Raw genomic sequence first — 15,352 nt, 5'->3', positions numbered from 1 at the left:
TTTATCATATGAACCGTCACTGGTCGACGATTGTTTCCATTGTTTTTGTTTTTTCTTGTTTACTGACCCCTTCATATTCATACACTTTTCCTAAATAGGGAGCAAGCGGCGTGTATAGCAGCAAGCATTGTGCAATAAATAAAAAAATAAATTGAATGACAACTACTTTTAACAATAGCTGTTCGATTCGTTTCATCCCTACACACCCGACTTCCGTTTTTGTCCCTATTATTGCACATGAACGCTTCATTTATTCTTCTTTTTGGCGTAGTTCTAATTGCCGCTCAAAACTATAACGAATGAGCAATAACCGCTCTTGCGGAGACATCGTGAGAAATTGTAACGATGCTCGATAGACATCGCTGCACTCCGCTTGAAAAACGCGAATGACCTTCGCCGGTAGTTTTAAATAATGGTAGTCTCCCGATTTCATACATAACACAAGCCAAGCTTCTACAACCATCCCCGGTAAAAACTGCTGAACCTGCTGCGGCAGAACAATGGCAGCTCCCCCTGCGCTAATATCCGTCGTCATCGTTGTAAACGGTGAAAATTCACCATGAAGCGGATGAATCGCGACATCTACGTTTGCTTCTACCCGAACGTATTGACGGCGCTGAACGCGAACGAGCTGTTCTTCTCCCGGATATGAAAGAACAACCATTGGAACTGGATCGCGCACTTTTCCCGTTACTTCGGTGTCAAACAAATAAAGATTGTCATCTTTTCCAACAAAACTTGCTTTAAATTGCATTCCATTTAATAAAAACACCGTTTTTCCTGTTTTCATATTCACGGGATAATCAATATGTACATGGTTCGGAAAAACGTCAATGACTTTACATTTATATTCATGTACCTCTTTTCCATTTGTTGATTCAAGAGTTAAAGTATCCCCAATTTTTATCATTTGTTTCCCCCTCGCATTCATGGCGGTCTCTTTATCTTAATTAAACAAAAAGGAAAAGCTGATGACAAGCTTTTCCTTTAATCATAAAGTTGTTCCACGCCTTGTAGTTTTTCTACTTTCTCTTCCGTACCAGTTTTCGCGTTAACAAAGATTTGATACGTATCGTCACCCAATGTCCCTAAAAATTCATAACAGAGTACTTCTTGATTCATATCATTCGTGATGATCGCTTGACGCTGTTCCATCACTTTTAAATTTGGATTGATTTTCGTTCTTGCCTGTTCGACCGTTAATGCCGGTTTTGGCAAAGGACGCTTGATGTTCGAGGATAAATAGTCGCGCGCAGAAAAGCCGACGATCTTTCCATCATCAAGAGCCACCTTCATCTTTATCGCTTCCGGATAAATGCGAACACCGTTTTCATTGGTTACAAACGTAAGAACAGCAACATTATCATATTGTGTACTATCATATAGCTCTAGGTTCGTAAATTTATGCTTCTTTAAAAACTCCATCCCTTTCACTGCCGCTTCATGTACGCTGATCTTTTGTTTTTTAATCGGACGGCTGTCAATGACCCAAATCGGATAGCCGCCTTTTTCCGTAATATCGATATACGTATCAGCATTCGTTTTTGGATCGTGAATTGTTAAGCTATAAAAGCGTTCATCCGCTCCTTTCCCACTGCGAACTACTTTGATTTTTTCTGTCCCTTTTAGCCCTAAAAAGGAAACGGCGACGTGCTTCGCCTCTTCCTTTGTAATCGATTTTCCGCTAACGCGGACAAATCCTTTTTCTTTATTTTCTAAGCTTGTAAAAGTCGGACCGAAATCCGCTGATTCAACATTTTTTTCGACTGCCTTAAATCCATCAATGATGATGTTATCACTGGGTTGTTTCTCTGTCGCCAGCGCAAGCTCGACGTCCATCCAACGCAAATTATTTTGTAATACTAAATGTTGTACATTGCGAAGTTCCTGCTGAATATTCGCAGCACTTTTATAAAGCGCTCGCAATGTTTGATATTCTCCTTTTGTTAACGGTTCTTTCTCTAAGTCACGAATCGCCGTTCGATAGCTAAATTCACCAATTTGCGCAAGAAACTGCTGAGTCTTATTAAAAGGAAGTAACGAAAGTGGCAACTGCCCTACATCCGAATGCGCCTCTGAAGCAATTCGCCACACTTCAGCGAGCGCCGGAGAAAGCGAAGCACGCGAATTCATTGCGAGCGTCGTTCCAATTTTATCGTGCAATAAATCAATTTGATACGTTAAATCATGAAAGGCACGCTGATAGTTGTTTTCAGCATGCAATAAAACCGCGTTTTTTTCTTGATGTTCACGATATCCCCAATAAGCGGTTCCAACAACCCCAAGTGACAATACACCAATTAATAGCACCCGTAACATGTCGTTCACCTCCTAGTTTATTTACAAAAAATATGCTTGCCAATTTGTTTAATTTGCGGGCGATTCCAAATCCAACTGCTCGTCGCCGTTGCTGGATTAAAATAATAAATTGCTCCACCTGTAGGGTCCCAACCGTTAATCGCATCAAGAACTGCTTTTTTCGCCGTTTCATTCGGTGTCAGCCAAATTTGTCCATCAGCGACAGCCGTAAACGCCCCCGGTTGGAAAATGACCCCTGCTACCGTATGCGGAAACGACGGATGATCAAGTCGGTTTAAAATGACCGCTGCCACAGCAACTTGACCGATATAAGGCTCCCCGCGCGCTTCCCCATAAACAGCATTGGCCATAAGTTGAATATCATTTTGCGAAAATCCTTTCGGCACATTGGCGGCCGTTACTCTCGTAGAAGCGCGTGCTGAACCGCCGCCTCGTTTCACCTGTTGGCTTAGCGGCTTGCCACCGTAATGTGTAAAGGAATTTCCTTTTCGAATTTGTTCTTTTACGAATTGTTCGTGATACCTAGACACTTTCACTAGCTTTGCTTTTGTGCTTGCACCGGCAAGTCCATCGACTGGCAAACCATATTCATATTGAAAGTTACGCACAGCCCAATACGTTCCCCATCCGAATACCCCATCGATTTTTCCATTATAAAAGCCGATATATTGTAAACGTGCTTGTAACTCAATGACATCGTCACCTACCGCACCGCGCTGAATCACTTGATTGGAAAATGCGCTTGCTTTTTCTGTAGGCAGCTCGTATACCAATAAAAAAGCGAACAAAAACATAACAATTGGATAGCGTTTCGCCTTCCCCAACATAAAGAACCCTCCTTTTCTATCCTAATAGTTTTATCCCTATTTTTTGTTCAAACTGCCTTTTTATACAAAAAAAAACCAAGTCGTTTAGACTTGGCTTTTTGCTGGGGAGGCGACTTCGTGGTAATGCAGCCCTTTGGCTTGCTTCACTTTGCGAAGCGCCAGCCACCATAAAAATAACATAAATGGCACCATATAATATCCCCATTTTTCTTGCGTTAGTAAAATAAAATCATACGTCCCGTGCAACAAAAGCGGAAATAAAAAGGAAAAGAAGACATAACGGTGCTTCCGGTTAGAAAATTTTGCTTTTCCTAAATAAAATCCCATGATGACGGCAAACAACGCATGGCTTGACACAGGCAACACCGCTCTTGTCACCGCAAACTCAACGCCGTTAGCGAACAAATATAAAATATTTTCCATTGTCGCAAATCCAAGCGACACGCTCGCACTATAAACAATTCCATCATATGGTTCATCAAATTCATGATGATCAAAAATAAAAAAATACACAACAAACCATTTTACAAACTCTTCAAGCAGCCCCGAAACGAAAAACGCCTGTGCGAATTTGGCCGTCACAATTCCTTCCACATGAAGGACATATTGAATAAACATAATCGGAAAAACAAGAATCGCTCCGAATAAAAATGTGCGCAACACAAGAGAAAGCGGCTCTGTTTCATATTCATCTTTTAAATAAAAATAACTAAGTAACGCAACACCTGGAGCAACACCAGCAGAAATTAACGTTAACATACAGATCCTCGTTTCTATCCGTTCTTTTTATCTTTATGGTAACATGAGATTATGATTATTGAAAATGACATTTATTTCTGTTTTTGATCATATTGGGGGGGAAAACGATGAAAAAAATTTTAATCATTCATACTGGTGGAACAATTTCGATGAAAGAAGATGAAAAGACAGGAGCTGTCCGACCGCATGAAACCAACCCTCTTCACGATACAACTCCGTCACTAAAAAATCTCGGCGACATTCAAGTCGAAGAGTTATTTCACTTGCCGTCACCACACATTACACCGGTGGAAATGCTTGTATTGCGCAATAAGATTGAAGAAAAAGTAGCAAAAGAACAAATCGAAGGAATTGTCATTACCCATGGAACCGATACGTTAGAAGAAACAGCGTATTTTTTAGACCTAACCGTTCAGGCGAACGTACCGATTGTTGTTACCGGGGCGATGCGCTCGAGTAATGAAATTGGCGCAGACGGGCTTTATAATTTAATTTCGTCCGTGAAAGTGGCCGGAAGCGATGAAGCTTGCGGAAAAGGCGTATTAGTGGTATTAAATGACGAAATCCATACGGCAAAAAATGTCACAAAAACCCATACCTCAAATATCGCAACATTTCAAAGTCCGCAATACGGACCAATCGGTATCGTTACAAAACGCGGCGTGTTTTTTCATCATGCACCAACGAAACGAACCACATACCCGATTCAACAAATCACAAAAAACGTCATTCTGTTAAAAGCATATGCTGGCATGGATGAAAGTGTTTTCCAAGCAATTCAAACATTGCCGCTCGATGGCGTTGTCATTGAAGCATTAGGGCAGGGAAACTTACCTCCACGAGCTGCAACAGGCGTGCGCTCTCTTCTAGAAGCGAACATTCCGGTCGTGCTTGTCTCCCGCTGTTTTAACGGCATCGTCCAAGATATATACGGTTATGAGGGAGGCGGCAAACAACTGAAAGAAATGGGTGTCATCTTCTCCAACGGCTTAAGCGGGCAAAAAGCACGCATTAAATTGCTCGTTGCCCTTGAACTTACGAACGATCCTCAACAGTTACAAGAAATGTTTATGGAATAATGCGATAAGCAAACATTCTTCCCCACAACAACGCTGATCAAGAGGAAAAGGTGTTTTCTGAAACGCTTCTTCTTTTCTAGGTATCGATTAAAAACAAAAGCCGCTCAGAATTCGATTTCTTGAGCGGCTTTTCTGTTTACTCCTTATTATTTTGCTTGCTCGCGTTTGACAATACAAGCCGCAATTTGCTGTCCGTGGAATCGGCCGTTTTCAATAAAAATTTCATTCGCATCATTTCCTGCCGCAATGACACCAGCAATAAAAATGCCTGGCACATTTGTTTCCATCGTCTCAGGATCATAAAGAGGACGTCCTGTTTCTGCGTCAATTCCAACTCCCATTTTCTTTAAAAATTCATGATCAGGATGATACCCCGTCATCGCAAACACAAAGTCGTTTTTAATCGTTTTCACTTCTTCTCCTACTGTGTAAATCACCGAGTCTTCCGTAATTTCTTTCACATGAGCATTAAACTCCATGTGAATGATCCCTTGACGAACAAGCGAGTCAAACTCTGGCAAAATCCATGGCTTAATGCTTGACGAATATTCGCTTCCTCGATATAAAACAGTGACACGAGCCCCTGCTTTCACAAGCTCCAATGCGGCATCAACACTTGAATTTTTGCCGCCAATCACCACGCAATCGGTATTGTAATATGGATGTCCCTCTTTAAAATAGTGCGTCACTTTCGGTAAATTTTCTCCCGGCACGTTCATATAATTCGGATGATCGTAATAGCCGGTAGCGACAATCACATATTCAGCGCGATATTCTCCTTTTGTTGTCTTCACAATAAACGTTCCATCCTCTTGCTTGGCCACTTGTTCGACTTTTTCAAACGTCTGAACGCGAATTTGTTTTCGTGTGACGACTTCGCGATAGTACGCGAGCGCCTGGTTTCGTTTTGGTTTTCGGTTTTCAGTAATAAATGGTACCCCGCCGATTTCTAATCGGTCACTCGAACTAAAAAACGTTTGATGGGTTGGATAATGATAAATGGAGTTGACAATATTCCCTTTCTCTATCACTAACGGCTGATAGCCGACATCTTGTAACGCAATCGCGGCCGCGAGTCCACAAGGCCCTCCCCCAACGATGATGATTTTTTCATCCTTCATATCGTTCTTCACTCCTTAATCGTACGTAAAAAATCTCCTATCATCAAAATGATAGGAGATTTTTTCATATGTTGCAAATATGTTCACTCGCTTAAATCCATCCGCGGAAACGGCATGCCTCGGCCATTTTTCTAACTCCGACCATATACGCTGCCAATCTCATATCAACGCGGCGCGTCTGTGCCGTTTCATATACGTTATTAAACGCTTTCACCATCACTTTTTCTAACTTTTCTTCTACTTCTTCTTCAGACCAATAATATCCTTGGTTATTTTGCACCCATTCAAAATAAGAAACAGTCACTCCACCTGCGCTCGCTAACACGTCTGGAACGATTAAAATACCTCGTTGTGTTAAAATTTCTGTAGCTTCGAGCGTTGTTGGACCATTCGCTGCTTCTACAACGATGCTCGCCTTAATATTATGAGCGTTTCCCTCCGTAATCTGATTCTCAATCGCAGCTGGCACTAAAATATCGCAATCTAGTTCAAGCAATTCTTTATTCGTAATCGTATTTTTAAATAGCTTCGTCACAGTTCCAAAGCTATCCCGACGATCAAGCAAATAATCAATATCTAATCCATTTGGATCGTAAAGCGCACCGTAGGCATCGGAAATACCGATGACTTTCGCTCCAGCATCATGCATGAATTTCGCTAAAAAGCTTCCAGCATTACCGAATCCTTGAACAACTACACGCGCGCCTTTTAAATCAATGCCGCGCTTTTTCGCCGCTTCACGAATGCAAATCGTAACCCCTTTGGCTGTTGCTGTTTCACGACCGTGTGAACCACCCAACACAAGCGGTTTTCCCGTAATGAATCCCGGTGAGTTAAATTCGTCAATGCGGCTATACTCATCCATCATCCATGCCATAATTTGCGAATTCGTAAACACGTCTGGCGCCGGAATATCCTTTGTCGGACCGACGATCTGGCTAATTGCACGAACGTATCCACGGCTTAATCGCTCTAGCTCACGGAACGACATATTGCGAGGGTCGCAAACGATGCCACCCTTTCCTCCACCGTAAGGTAAATCAACAATTCCGCATTTTAAACTCATCCAAATAGATAACGCTTTTACTTCTCGTTCAGTTACATTTGGATGAAAACGAATGCCCCCTTTTGTTGGTCCAACCGCATCGTTATGTTGGGCGCGGTAGCCGGTGAAAATTTTCACAGTACCGTCATCCATGCGCACAGGAATTTTCACTGTTAGCATGCGAATCGGCTCTTTCAATAGCTCATATACCTCTTCAGGATATCCGAGCTTTTCTAACGCTCTATGTATGACGATTTGCGTCGCCTTTAAGACGTCATGCTTTTCTTCATGCTTTTCTTCGCTGGTATGCTTGTCGGCTACCATACGTAAACCTCCCATACAAGTCACTGTGATATTTGATATTGTCCACCTTTCATGTCATAGTATACACCTTCCACCTCTTTATGCAAAGAAAAAAAATTAAAATTTTTCTCGTTCTTATCGGATTTGTAATCGTTTACATCTTTTTTATACCAACAAATCCCTTTCTTTTCCTTTACAGCTTTACAGTCTGTTGATTTATACGCACATGCATAACATTTTCTAGAAAAATAATATTTGCGGAGTATGATATCCATCACCAGAACACGAAAACCGAATGCATTTATAATGCCAACCTTTCATTAAGAAAAAAGAAAAGCGCAAGCATTCTGATTTCGCTTAAAAACTGCCTGCATCCTGTGGACAAACGGCAAAATGTCGACATCCTAGCCCCTCTCCCGCGACAGACAAGTGTTTTTTGTGGAAGCGCTTGCGGAGATCTCAAGCATCACGTTCAAGTCATGCTTTATGCAAATGTTGCATCGATGTTGATGATTCAAAAGCAAACTGATCGGGCACTGAAGATAGATAATATGTCCATTAAAATTTCTTATTAAGCAAAAGGTCAAACTCCCTCTCCAATAGGAGTTTGACCGAACATTCTCTAATTAGCAGGAAAATAGCGAACGAGTTGTTCAATGGCTCGATGATCAATGATTTTTTTTCCATATTCTTGAACACGATGAATGGTTATCGTTGAAGGGCTCCCAAACTCTGCTAATATCGCGATAAAGTTATCGATATTAACAGGCGGTTCCTCTGATACATGCAAATAAAAGCGATTATGGTACGAATACAATGTACCGTCTAGGCAACCGATCGCATAAAGACGATGGGCGAGCTGAATGACATCTTCAAACGTTTGAAATTCATAAAATATGTCATCACTCTCATCGAGCGTTACCTGCATTTCGATATAATCATCAGCAAATTCTTCCTCTACATCATCATATTGGCCATCGCTTGTTACGATTACAACCATTCCCTGTGCCGGTAAAGAGTATACTTCGACCGCGATAGACCCATTTACTTCAAAGCCGAGTTCCTCACTTGCTTCCTCGATCATATCTCGAAACAACTGGTGGACTTTAAACGTATCTTTCCATAAATCCTCTTTCGTTAAGCCGCGATCCATTAAATCATCAAACGTGAGAAAAATTTTAATTTTATTGTGGGTTAAGCGTTCAAGACGCATCAACGACCCTCCTTACCTACACAGCCATCTCTTATGTTTATTGTATGAAATCATTTGCAAATGGTTCTTTTGTTATTATTAATGAGTTTACATCGTTTTTCATCATTTAGACAAGCATTATGTGTTTCCATATTGCTATTTTTGTTCATCAATGCGTTGAGCCAACCATTCTTCCCATTGTTCCTTCACTTTTCCAACATAAAATGGATGTGACGCTGCCGCTTCTCCAATTAGACCAATGGTAATATCAGGAGCTTGGTCACGCAGCTTGCTAACAAGTTCATTCATTTTTTCGATATGGTCAAAATTCATACAAGAGAAAAAAAGAAAAGTCGGCTTCGCATCATTTAGCATCGCCAGAAAATCAGATTCAGAAACATCTCCCCCTATATAAATGGCATAGATTCCTTTTAAGCGAAGAAAGGCTGTAAATATTAATAATATGAGTTCATCTGTCTCATTGGGCCCAAGAATAGAAACAGCTTTTGGACATTGAGAAACGATCGGAATATTCAATACAATCGCTCCAAGTTTTGAGCGTAAAAAAGAGCGGGCAAACTGTTCATGCGCACTTGTCATTTTTTTCTGTATTCGCCAAAGATAGATGTGACATAATAAAGAGGGAAGAACATCTGTCACTACTGTCTCAACAGTATAAACGCTGAATAAATAGCTCAACGAAGCGTGAGCTCGCTGTTCATCGAACAAAATAAACGATTGCAGTAGCTCGTCCAATTTCTTAGCAACCTCGTCGCCTTTAGTGAACGAAGGTATCGGATCTTTGCTTTCCTCTATCACTAAGGCAACCGCCTGCCGAATCGTCAACCCTTCGTTTACTTTTGCAACTAACTTCCTTAAAATTTCGACTTGCTCATCTGTATATAAGCGATGACCGGAAGCCGTACGCTTCGGAGCAATCACCTGATACCGACGTTCCCATGCCCGCAGCGTTCCGGGCTGAATGCCAAGCATTGTCGAAACCGCTTTAATATTGTATTTGCCTTTATCTATTAACATCGTTTTCCTCCCAACGGCGGATCGTAATCAAATTCGTTTCCGCAGGAGCGCCGAGGCGAAGCGGAACATTTGTCGTTCCATATCCATTGCTTACATATACCGTCGTTCCATTCACCTGTTTCATGCCCCCTTTTTCGTAAAGCCCAAACGTGAAAAACCGAATTTGTCCTCCATGTGTATGACCGCTTAACACGAGTGAAATATGATGCTCTGGACGAATTTTTCGGACAATCTCGGGATTATGGGAAGCAAGAATTCGAAACGATCCTTCGCTAGCATGAAGAAGGGCAGCATCGAGGCGGTCGCGTCGTTTGCTAATATCATCCACCCCAAGAAGGGCTATTTTTTCCCCTTCCCCCGATGTCCATATCACCGCACGATTATCTAAAATATGAACTCCTTCTTCTAGTAACAGCTTTTCCAGCTCGTACTCACTCACTTCATGATCATTGTTGCCCCATACAAAATAAATCGGACCGATTGCTTTGAGCTGACGAATATTTTTCCTTACGCGCGCAAAAGGTACTCCTTTTTCCGTCAAATCGCCCCCAATAAGAACGATGTCCGCTTTTCCCTTCACTCGACGGACAATGGTATCGGATAATGTGCGTCGATGAAGATCAGAAATAAAAAAAATGGTAAACGCATGGAAACTGCTTGGAAAATTTACAAATGATAACTCCACCTCAACGACACGGTTTCGATGCGCTTCCCACCACATATAAATAAACAAACATAAAAAAAGAAAGAGAAAACCGATAAACATAGCGCCTCCTAGAACTATTGATTGTAACGACGATCGCGCTGCAAATCTATCGATATGATACCATAAATCAGCGAGAAAATGAAAAACAACATAGTGAGGACCGTATTCCATTGAAATAAAGAGTAAAAGCTCGGTATCACCCCACAACTCATAAACCATTGCCCCCACTTCATTTGCTTTCGGCGTAACAGATGGGTCATGCCTTCAATGAGAGACCGAATTAATACAGCATTCGCCAAAAAGCCAATAAGAAAACAGACCATCGCTAAAAAAGAGCGAAGTGGATTAAACAAAAATTCTGTAATAAAAGTTGTAAAAACAAACGGTGTTACATTCGGCGTCCATTTTATCATTAAATACCCGCAAATAAATCCTGTTATCACACATAGTAAACGAAATCGCATTGAGTGTTCCCCCTCGTTAACATGTATTCATCGAAAAAGGAAGGCATGAATAAAAAAAAGATTCATACACATAAACTGAAGATTTGTAACAAAGGAGGTTTGCTGATGTTTACAACGCGGAAACAATATATGCCATATGTAAGCCCATTCGATCCATGTCCACCCATTCACGTGAAAACATATGTCACCGCTCCGAACTTATATGCAGGATTCCAGCCACCAAATTTACCGCAATTTTCACTTCACGAAGCCTTAAAAAAAGGAACACTTTGGAAAATTTTTTATGATCCGTACTACGGCCCTTATGAAGTAAACAACAAAGGTGATGGACTATGAAACAAATGCCGAAAGAATATTACGAACTCCTTGAGCAACTGCAAGCCGTTGATTTTGCCCTCGTTGAATTGACACTTTACCTCGACACCCATCCTACCGATTACCAAGCGATTCAACAGTTTAATCAACTCGCTCAAAAGCGGAAGAAACTAAAAAAACAATATGAAGCCGCTTATGGACCTCTTCAGCAATATGGAAATAGCTATTCGAACTATCCATGGAATTGGGATGACACTCCTTGGCCTTGGCAGGTTTAACTGAATCATACGGCAATAGAGGGGGAACTAGCATGTGGATTTATGAAAAAAAGCTACAATATCCGGTGCGAGTTAGTACATGCAATCCAAAACTAGCAAAATATTTAATTGAGCAATATGGCGGAGCGGATGGAGAACTGGCAGCAGCGCTTCGCTATCTAAATCAGCGCTACTCCATTCCCGATAAAGTGATCGGGTTATTAACAGACATCGGAACAGAAGAATTAGCTCATTTAGAAATGATTGCAACGATGGTATACAAATTGACAAAAGATGCCACCCCAGAACAACTGAAAGAAGCGGGGATTGCACCGCATTATGTCGACCACGACCGCGCGCTTTTTTATCACAATGCAGCAGGGGTACCATTTACAGCCACTTACATTCAAGCAAAAGGAGATCCGATCGCCGATTTATATGAAGATATCGCTGCTGAAGAAAAAGCGCGAGCCACATACCAATGGATTATTAATATGAGTGATGACCCTGATTTAAACGACGGCCTTCGCTTTTTGCGTGAGCGTGAAATTATTCATTCCCAGCGATTCCGGGAAGCCGTGGAAATTTTAAAAGAAGAACGCGACCGAAAAAAATTTTTCTAGCATTTATAACATGGCTGAATGGCAAACCATTCAGCCATGTTCATAATATAAGTTAATGTCGTATTTTTCCTTTATCATTTCAAACAGCTTATGTCTCTCTTTCCACGCTCGCTCGTCTTTCCACAAGTCGGTGCTTTTTTGAATAATTTCACAACGAAGTGCATGAAATTCTTCCTCTGCTTTATCACATTTTTTTTTCAAAAACAATACTCCCCAATATGACGTAAACAGCAGCAACAATATATACAAATGTTTCCCGCTCTCAAAAAACATTGTTATTATAGATGCGATCGTCTTGCTTGGGGCAACGACGTAAAAAATGATATAGAGAAAAAACGTCAAAAATCCTAAAAATGTCACAGCTTGCAACATTTTCACCCTCATTTTTAGCCGATCCCACTTTTCCTTTTTCTCAATTACTCCAAGCAACATTTGTTTGGTTACCCCATCGATCTCTCCCAAAAATCGATCATCCATCGCAACTGAATCTCCTTCTCTATAAATCCATTACTTACTGTAACATTATGTACGAGCCTTCTTAATTAGAACCATGAATGAATGTTTGTCTCTATTACATCGTAAAAACGGCACAAAAAAGAAATTAACTGATCAAAACTAACATTATATGCGGCTACTTTTTATTATTCAATGTAGTGCAATGCTTTAGGATTTTTACAAAGGCAGCTACACTAGGAAAATTATCACCACCCGTTAGCTTCTGTGGTGCTTTCCCAAAAACCAACATGGAATTAAATCACAACATGCAATACTTTTATATAGTACATAATCGTTATGGTGTTACCTTATGAACATAACTTTGATTCTCAAATCCCATGGGATTGCGTAGTTTCTATACTTCTTGGTGCCGCGGAGTGCAGCAATAGATGACTAATGGCCAGCAATATTAAACAAAAACTTTAACAAATCTGTATTAATAAAGATATATTTTTACAACTTCTTTTAAGTTTTAACGTACTCTTTGTAAATTAACAAAAAAACGCAACTCCAACGCAGTGAAGTTGCATTTTTGTTTTTTATATTCTCAATAAGCCAAAAGCTGAGATCATAGGATTTTTTTGAATTAAAGCGTCCAATCTATTCAATGTATGTTATTTGAGTCTATCATTTAAAACGCTCTCTTCTAACACAGCAAATTTATCACCATATACTTTGGTAATATGTTTTTCTCCCCATGCACATAGAGAGTCTAAAATATCTTTTAAACTCCATCCATATTCACTGAGCTCATATTCTACTTTTGGAGGAATTTGATTATAAACAATGCGATTAATAATTCCATCTTCTTCTAATTCTCTTAATTGTTGAGTTAACATTTTTTGTGTAATGCCTGGCATAAGACGTTTCAGCTCACTTGTACGTTTTTTGCCATGTGTTAGATGGCAAAGGATCACACATTTCCATTTTCCTCCTATCACTTCTAGTGTTGCTTCAACTGGAATATTGTATTTCTTTTTTTTCATCATTCTCCCTCCTAATCGATAGGTACTAAAAAGTATCTATATCACCTTTAAGTATCTATATTACTTAAAAGTACGTACTTTCCTAAGTGTTTTATATATATCATAATAACATTTGCCGGCCGGTTTTAACCATACTCTTTTATTTATATAGTTTGTTTGCAATGATTGAAACAATTGATTAGGAGGCGAAAAAATGACTTTAGATAAAAAGCGAAGTACATTGGCATTGCTGGCATTAGCAGTAAGTGCATTTGCCATTGGGACAACAGAATTTATTAGTGTAGGACTATTACCACTTATATCTGAAGATTTACAAGTTTCTGTTTCAACAGCAGGGCTGACCGTTTCCTTATATGCGTTAGGGGTAACATTTGGAGCACCGATCCTGACATCTTTGACATCGAATATGTCACGCAAATCTTTATTACTTTGGATTATGATTATTTTTATTATCGGTAATAGCATTGCTGCTAGCGCCACTAGCATAGGTGTTTTGCTAGTTGCTCGTGTGCTTTCAGCCTTTTCACATGGGGTATTTATGTCAATTGGCTCCACGATCGCAGCCAGTTTAGTACCAGAAAATCGCAGAGCTAGTGCTATTTCCATTATGTTCACGGGCCTCACTGTAGCAACGATTACGGGTGTACCTTTTGGCACATTCATTGGGCAGCAATTCGGTTGGAGACTTGCTTTCATATTTATTGTTGTTGTCGGCATGATTGCTTTCATCGCTAACAGTATTCTTGTTCCATCGAATTTGCGAAAAGGTGCTCGTACCACATTTGGCGATCAGTTCAAACTTTTGACAAACGGTCGTTTATTACTTTTATTTATCATTACAGCTTTAGGATATGGAGGTACATTCGTTGTCTTTACGTATTTATCTCCACTCCTTCAAGATATAACTGGATTTAGTGAGAGAACGGTTGCTGTTATTCTGCTTGTCTATGGAGTTGCCATTGCAATTGGTAACGTAATGGGTGGAAAGTTATCTAATCAAAACCCGATTGGCGCATTATTTTATATGTTTATTGTGCAAGCCATTGTGCTCTGTATCTTAACCTTCACGGCTCCATTCAAGGCAGCTGCATTCATTACGATCATCTTAATGGGGCTGTTAGCTTTTATGAACGTTCCGGGACTGCAAGTATATGTAGTGATGCTGGCTGAACGTTTTGTACCGGGGGCAGTAGACGTAGCTTCTGCGATTAATATTGCAGCATTTAACGCTGGAATCGCTATTGGCTCCTACTTGGGTGGTATGATCACCGATTCGATTGGGCTCATTCATACACCATGGATAGGGGGATTAATGGTTCTTGGAGCTGTTATCTTAACAGGTTGGAGTCGCGCCCTAGAGCAAAAAGATCAAAAAAGTATAGTGTAGAAAGTACTCTTTTTTATATAAATTCAGTTTGAAATTCCGACATGTTTAACCAATGCCTATTCTTGTCTATACTGCTCCTAAACAGATGAATCAAAGGAGCGGATGAATGATGAAGAAAAAAGGATTACAAATTACGAACAATCATGGTTGGACCATCGAACGTCTTCAAGAACAGGAACGCCGAATGAAAAATGCGAACATGGCGAAACGAATAGCGGTGATTCGTCTCATTATGCAAGGCTACTTAGGAATCCAAGTCGCTGAGCTTTTGAACATCCATCGTGAAACCGTTTCGATTTATGTTCAAAAGTTTAATCAAGGTGGTATGGATGCGCTATTAGAACGCCATTATGCTCCCGGTAGAAAGCCGTATCTGTCTCCAGACGAAGAACGCGAATTAAGAAAGATGTTGGAAGAAAGCACCCCTGCCGATGAA

At 40.5% G+C, this 15,352-nt stretch carries 19 protein-coding genes; 6 read left to right on the top strand and 13 right to left on the bottom strand.

Translation table 11 applies throughout. The annotated features are described in order from the left end of the window. Positions 1-16 precede the first annotated feature (16 nt). From HNR31_RS08685 to prsW, 5 genes are all read right to left on the bottom strand, one after another. Positions 17-196 (bottom strand): YpfB family protein, encoded by a 180-nt coding sequence (locus HNR31_RS08685; protein ID WP_181555877.1) that lies wholly within the window; start codon positions 194-196, stop codon positions 17-19. A 54-nt stretch (positions 197-250) separates the two neighbouring features. Beyond that, positions 251-910, bottom strand: a complete 660-nt coding sequence (locus HNR31_RS08680; protein ID WP_181555876.1) for a flagellar brake protein — start codon at positions 908-910, stop codon at positions 251-253. A gap of 77 nt (positions 911-987) precedes the next feature. Continuing rightward, on the bottom strand, positions 988-2,319 hold the full coding sequence (gene ypeB / locus HNR31_RS08675) for a germination protein YpeB (RefSeq protein WP_181555875.1): 1,332 nt from the start codon (positions 2,317-2,319) through the stop codon (positions 988-990). 17 nt (positions 2,320-2,336) lie between these two features. After that, a complete protein-coding gene (gene sleB, locus HNR31_RS08670) occupies positions 2,337-3,113 on the bottom strand; it encodes a spore cortex-lytic enzyme (RefSeq protein ID WP_228485719.1) in 777 nt (258 codons plus the stop codon). Positions 3,114-3,230: 117 nt separating this feature from the next. Then, positions 3,231-3,905, bottom strand: coding sequence for a glutamic-type intramembrane protease PrsW (gene prsW / locus HNR31_RS08665; RefSeq protein ID WP_181555873.1), 675 nt, complete (start codon positions 3,903-3,905; stop codon positions 3,231-3,233). Between the two features lie 107 nt (positions 3,906-4,012). Here prsW and HNR31_RS08660 point away from each other — a divergent pair, with 107 nt between their 5' ends. Next, positions 4,013-4,984, top strand: a complete 972-nt coding sequence (locus tag HNR31_RS08660; RefSeq protein WP_181555872.1) for an asparaginase — start codon at positions 4,013-4,015, stop codon at positions 4,982-4,984. Between the two features lie 146 nt (positions 4,985-5,130). Here HNR31_RS08660 and HNR31_RS08655 read toward each other — a convergent pair whose 3' ends face one another. The 6 genes from HNR31_RS08655 to HNR31_RS08630 all read right to left on the bottom strand — a co-directional run bounded on the left by HNR31_RS08655 (position 5,131) and on the right by HNR31_RS08630 (position 10,853). Then, positions 5,131-6,105, bottom strand: a complete 975-nt coding sequence (locus HNR31_RS08655; RefSeq protein WP_181555871.1) for a YpdA family putative bacillithiol disulfide reductase — start codon at positions 6,103-6,105, stop codon at positions 5,131-5,133. Positions 6,106-6,196: 91 nt separating this feature from the next. After that, a complete protein-coding gene (locus HNR31_RS08650; protein WP_181555870.1) occupies positions 6,197-7,474 on the bottom strand; it encodes a Glu/Leu/Phe/Val family dehydrogenase in 1,278 nt (425 codons plus the stop codon). A 601-nt stretch (positions 7,475-8,075) separates the two neighbouring features. After that, the gene (locus HNR31_RS08645) at positions 8,076-8,666 is read right to left on the bottom strand and encodes a genetic competence negative regulator (RefSeq protein WP_181555869.1); all 591 of its coding nucleotides are present in this window, start codon (positions 8,664-8,666) and stop codon (positions 8,076-8,078) included. Between the two features lie 135 nt (positions 8,667-8,801). Next, the gene (locus HNR31_RS08640; protein ID WP_181555868.1) at positions 8,802-9,683 is read right to left on the bottom strand and encodes a MerR family transcriptional regulator; all 882 of its coding nucleotides are present in this window, start codon (positions 9,681-9,683) and stop codon (positions 8,802-8,804) included. Further along, entirely contained in the window at positions 9,670-10,449 is a 780-nt protein-coding gene (locus HNR31_RS08635) for a metallophosphoesterase (RefSeq protein WP_181555867.1), read from the bottom strand. The genes HNR31_RS08640 and HNR31_RS08635 overlap by 14 nt, the downstream gene beginning before the upstream one ends. 14 nt (positions 10,450-10,463) lie before the next feature. Continuing rightward, positions 10,464-10,853 (bottom strand): hypothetical protein, encoded by a 390-nt coding sequence (locus HNR31_RS08630; RefSeq protein ID WP_181555866.1) that lies wholly within the window; start codon positions 10,851-10,853, stop codon positions 10,464-10,466. Positions 10,854-10,958: 105 nt separating this feature from the next. Between HNR31_RS08630 and HNR31_RS08625 the strand changes: the two genes are divergently transcribed. Genes HNR31_RS08625 through HNR31_RS08615 form a run of 3 tightly spaced genes read left to right on the top strand, consistent with a single transcriptional unit; the run spans position 10,959 to position 12,048 of the window. After that, positions 10,959-11,189, top strand: coding sequence for a spore coat associated protein CotJA (locus tag HNR31_RS08625; RefSeq protein WP_181555865.1), 231 nt, complete (start codon positions 10,959-10,961; stop codon positions 11,187-11,189). Next, positions 11,186-11,446 (top strand): spore coat protein CotJB, encoded by a 261-nt coding sequence (locus HNR31_RS08620; RefSeq protein WP_181555864.1) that lies wholly within the window; start codon positions 11,186-11,188, stop codon positions 11,444-11,446. Before HNR31_RS08625 ends, HNR31_RS08620 begins: the two co-directional genes overlap by 4 nt. Before the next feature lie 32 nt (positions 11,447-11,478). Next, a complete protein-coding gene (locus HNR31_RS08615) occupies positions 11,479-12,048 on the top strand; it encodes a manganese catalase family protein (RefSeq protein ID WP_181555863.1) in 570 nt (189 codons plus the stop codon). Between the two features lie 30 nt (positions 12,049-12,078). Here the strand turns inward: HNR31_RS08615 and HNR31_RS08610 are convergent, their stop codons facing one another. Beyond that, the gene (locus HNR31_RS08610; protein ID WP_181555862.1) at positions 12,079-12,525 is read right to left on the bottom strand and encodes a YpbF family protein; all 447 of its coding nucleotides are present in this window, start codon (positions 12,523-12,525) and stop codon (positions 12,079-12,081) included. Between the two features lie 632 nt (positions 12,526-13,157). After that, positions 13,158-13,529, bottom strand: coding sequence for a winged helix-turn-helix transcriptional regulator (locus HNR31_RS08605; RefSeq protein WP_181555861.1), 372 nt, complete (start codon positions 13,527-13,529; stop codon positions 13,158-13,160). Positions 13,530-13,722: 193 nt separating this feature from the next. On the opposite strand from HNR31_RS08605, the gene HNR31_RS08600 reads away from it, so the two are divergent. Both HNR31_RS08600 and HNR31_RS08595 read left to right on the top strand, forming a co-directional pair. Next, complete coding sequence (locus HNR31_RS08600) at positions 13,723-14,916, top strand: MFS transporter (protein WP_181555860.1); 1,194 nt, start codon at positions 13,723-13,725, stop codon at positions 14,914-14,916. A gap of 106 nt (positions 14,917-15,022) precedes the next feature. Continuing rightward, the coding region (locus HNR31_RS08595; protein ID WP_258561036.1) for a helix-turn-helix domain-containing protein at positions 15,023-15,352 on the top strand (330 nt) is incomplete at its 3' end.

The organism is Thermaerobacillus caldiproteolyticus, from assembly GCF_013761245.1.
GTDB classification, from domain to species: Bacteria; Bacillota; Bacilli; order Bacillales; family Anoxybacillaceae; genus Thermaerobacillus; species Thermaerobacillus caldiproteolyticus.
The sequence above is the reverse complement of the archived record's forward strand: the minus strand, read 5'-3'. Positions and strand labels throughout refer to the sequence as shown.

Excerpts from the sequence above, each read along its gene's own strand:
- HNR31_RS08685 (WP_181555877.1), bottom strand. The coding sequence starts at position 196 with ATGAAACGAATCGAACAGCTATTGTTAAAAGTAGTTGTCATTCAATTT.
- HNR31_RS08680 (WP_181555876.1), bottom strand. The coding sequence starts at position 910 with ATGATAAAAATTGGGGATACTTTAACTCTTGAATCAACAAATGGAAAA.
- ypeB (WP_181555875.1), bottom strand. The coding sequence starts at position 2,319 with ATGTTACGGGTGCTATTAATTGGTGTATTGTCACTTGGGGTTGTTGGA.
- sleB (WP_228485719.1), bottom strand. The coding sequence starts at position 3,113 with ATGTTTTTGTTCGCTTTTTTATTGGTATACGAGCTGCCTACAGAAAAA.
- prsW (WP_181555873.1), bottom strand. The coding sequence starts at position 3,905 with ATGTTAACGTTAATTTCTGCTGGTGTTGCTCCAGGTGTTGCGTTACTT.
- HNR31_RS08660 (WP_181555872.1), top strand. The coding sequence starts at position 4,013 with ATGAAAAAAATTTTAATCATTCATACTGGTGGAACAATTTCGATGAAA.
- HNR31_RS08655 (WP_181555871.1), bottom strand. The coding sequence starts at position 6,105 with ATGAAGGATGAAAAAATCATCATCGTTGGGGGAGGGCCTTGTGGACTC.
- HNR31_RS08650 (WP_181555870.1), bottom strand. The coding sequence starts at position 7,474 with ATGGTAGCCGACAAGCATACCAGCGAAGAAAAGCATGAAGAAAAGCAT.
- HNR31_RS08645 (WP_181555869.1), bottom strand. The coding sequence starts at position 8,666 with ATGCGTCTTGAACGCTTAACCCACAATAAAATTAAAATTTTTCTCACG.
- HNR31_RS08640 (WP_181555868.1), bottom strand. The coding sequence starts at position 9,683 with ATGTTAATAGATAAAGGCAAATACAATATTAAAGCGGTTTCGACAATG.
- HNR31_RS08635 (WP_181555867.1), bottom strand. The coding sequence starts at position 10,449 with ATGTTTATCGGTTTTCTCTTTCTTTTTTTATGTTTGTTTATTTATATG.
- HNR31_RS08630 (WP_181555866.1), bottom strand. The coding sequence starts at position 10,853 with ATGCGATTTCGTTTACTATGTGTGATAACAGGATTTATTTGCGGGTAT.
- HNR31_RS08625 (WP_181555865.1), top strand. The coding sequence starts at position 10,959 with ATGTTTACAACGCGGAAACAATATATGCCATATGTAAGCCCATTCGAT.
- HNR31_RS08620 (WP_181555864.1), top strand. The coding sequence starts at position 11,186 with ATGAAACAAATGCCGAAAGAATATTACGAACTCCTTGAGCAACTGCAA.
- HNR31_RS08615 (WP_181555863.1), top strand. The coding sequence starts at position 11,479 with ATGTGGATTTATGAAAAAAAGCTACAATATCCGGTGCGAGTTAGTACA.
- HNR31_RS08610 (WP_181555862.1), bottom strand. The coding sequence starts at position 12,525 with ATGGATGATCGATTTTTGGGAGAGATCGATGGGGTAACCAAACAAATG.
- HNR31_RS08605 (WP_181555861.1), bottom strand. The coding sequence starts at position 13,529 with ATGAAAAAAAAGAAATACAATATTCCAGTTGAAGCAACACTAGAAGTG.
- HNR31_RS08600 (WP_181555860.1), top strand. The coding sequence starts at position 13,723 with ATGACTTTAGATAAAAAGCGAAGTACATTGGCATTGCTGGCATTAGCA.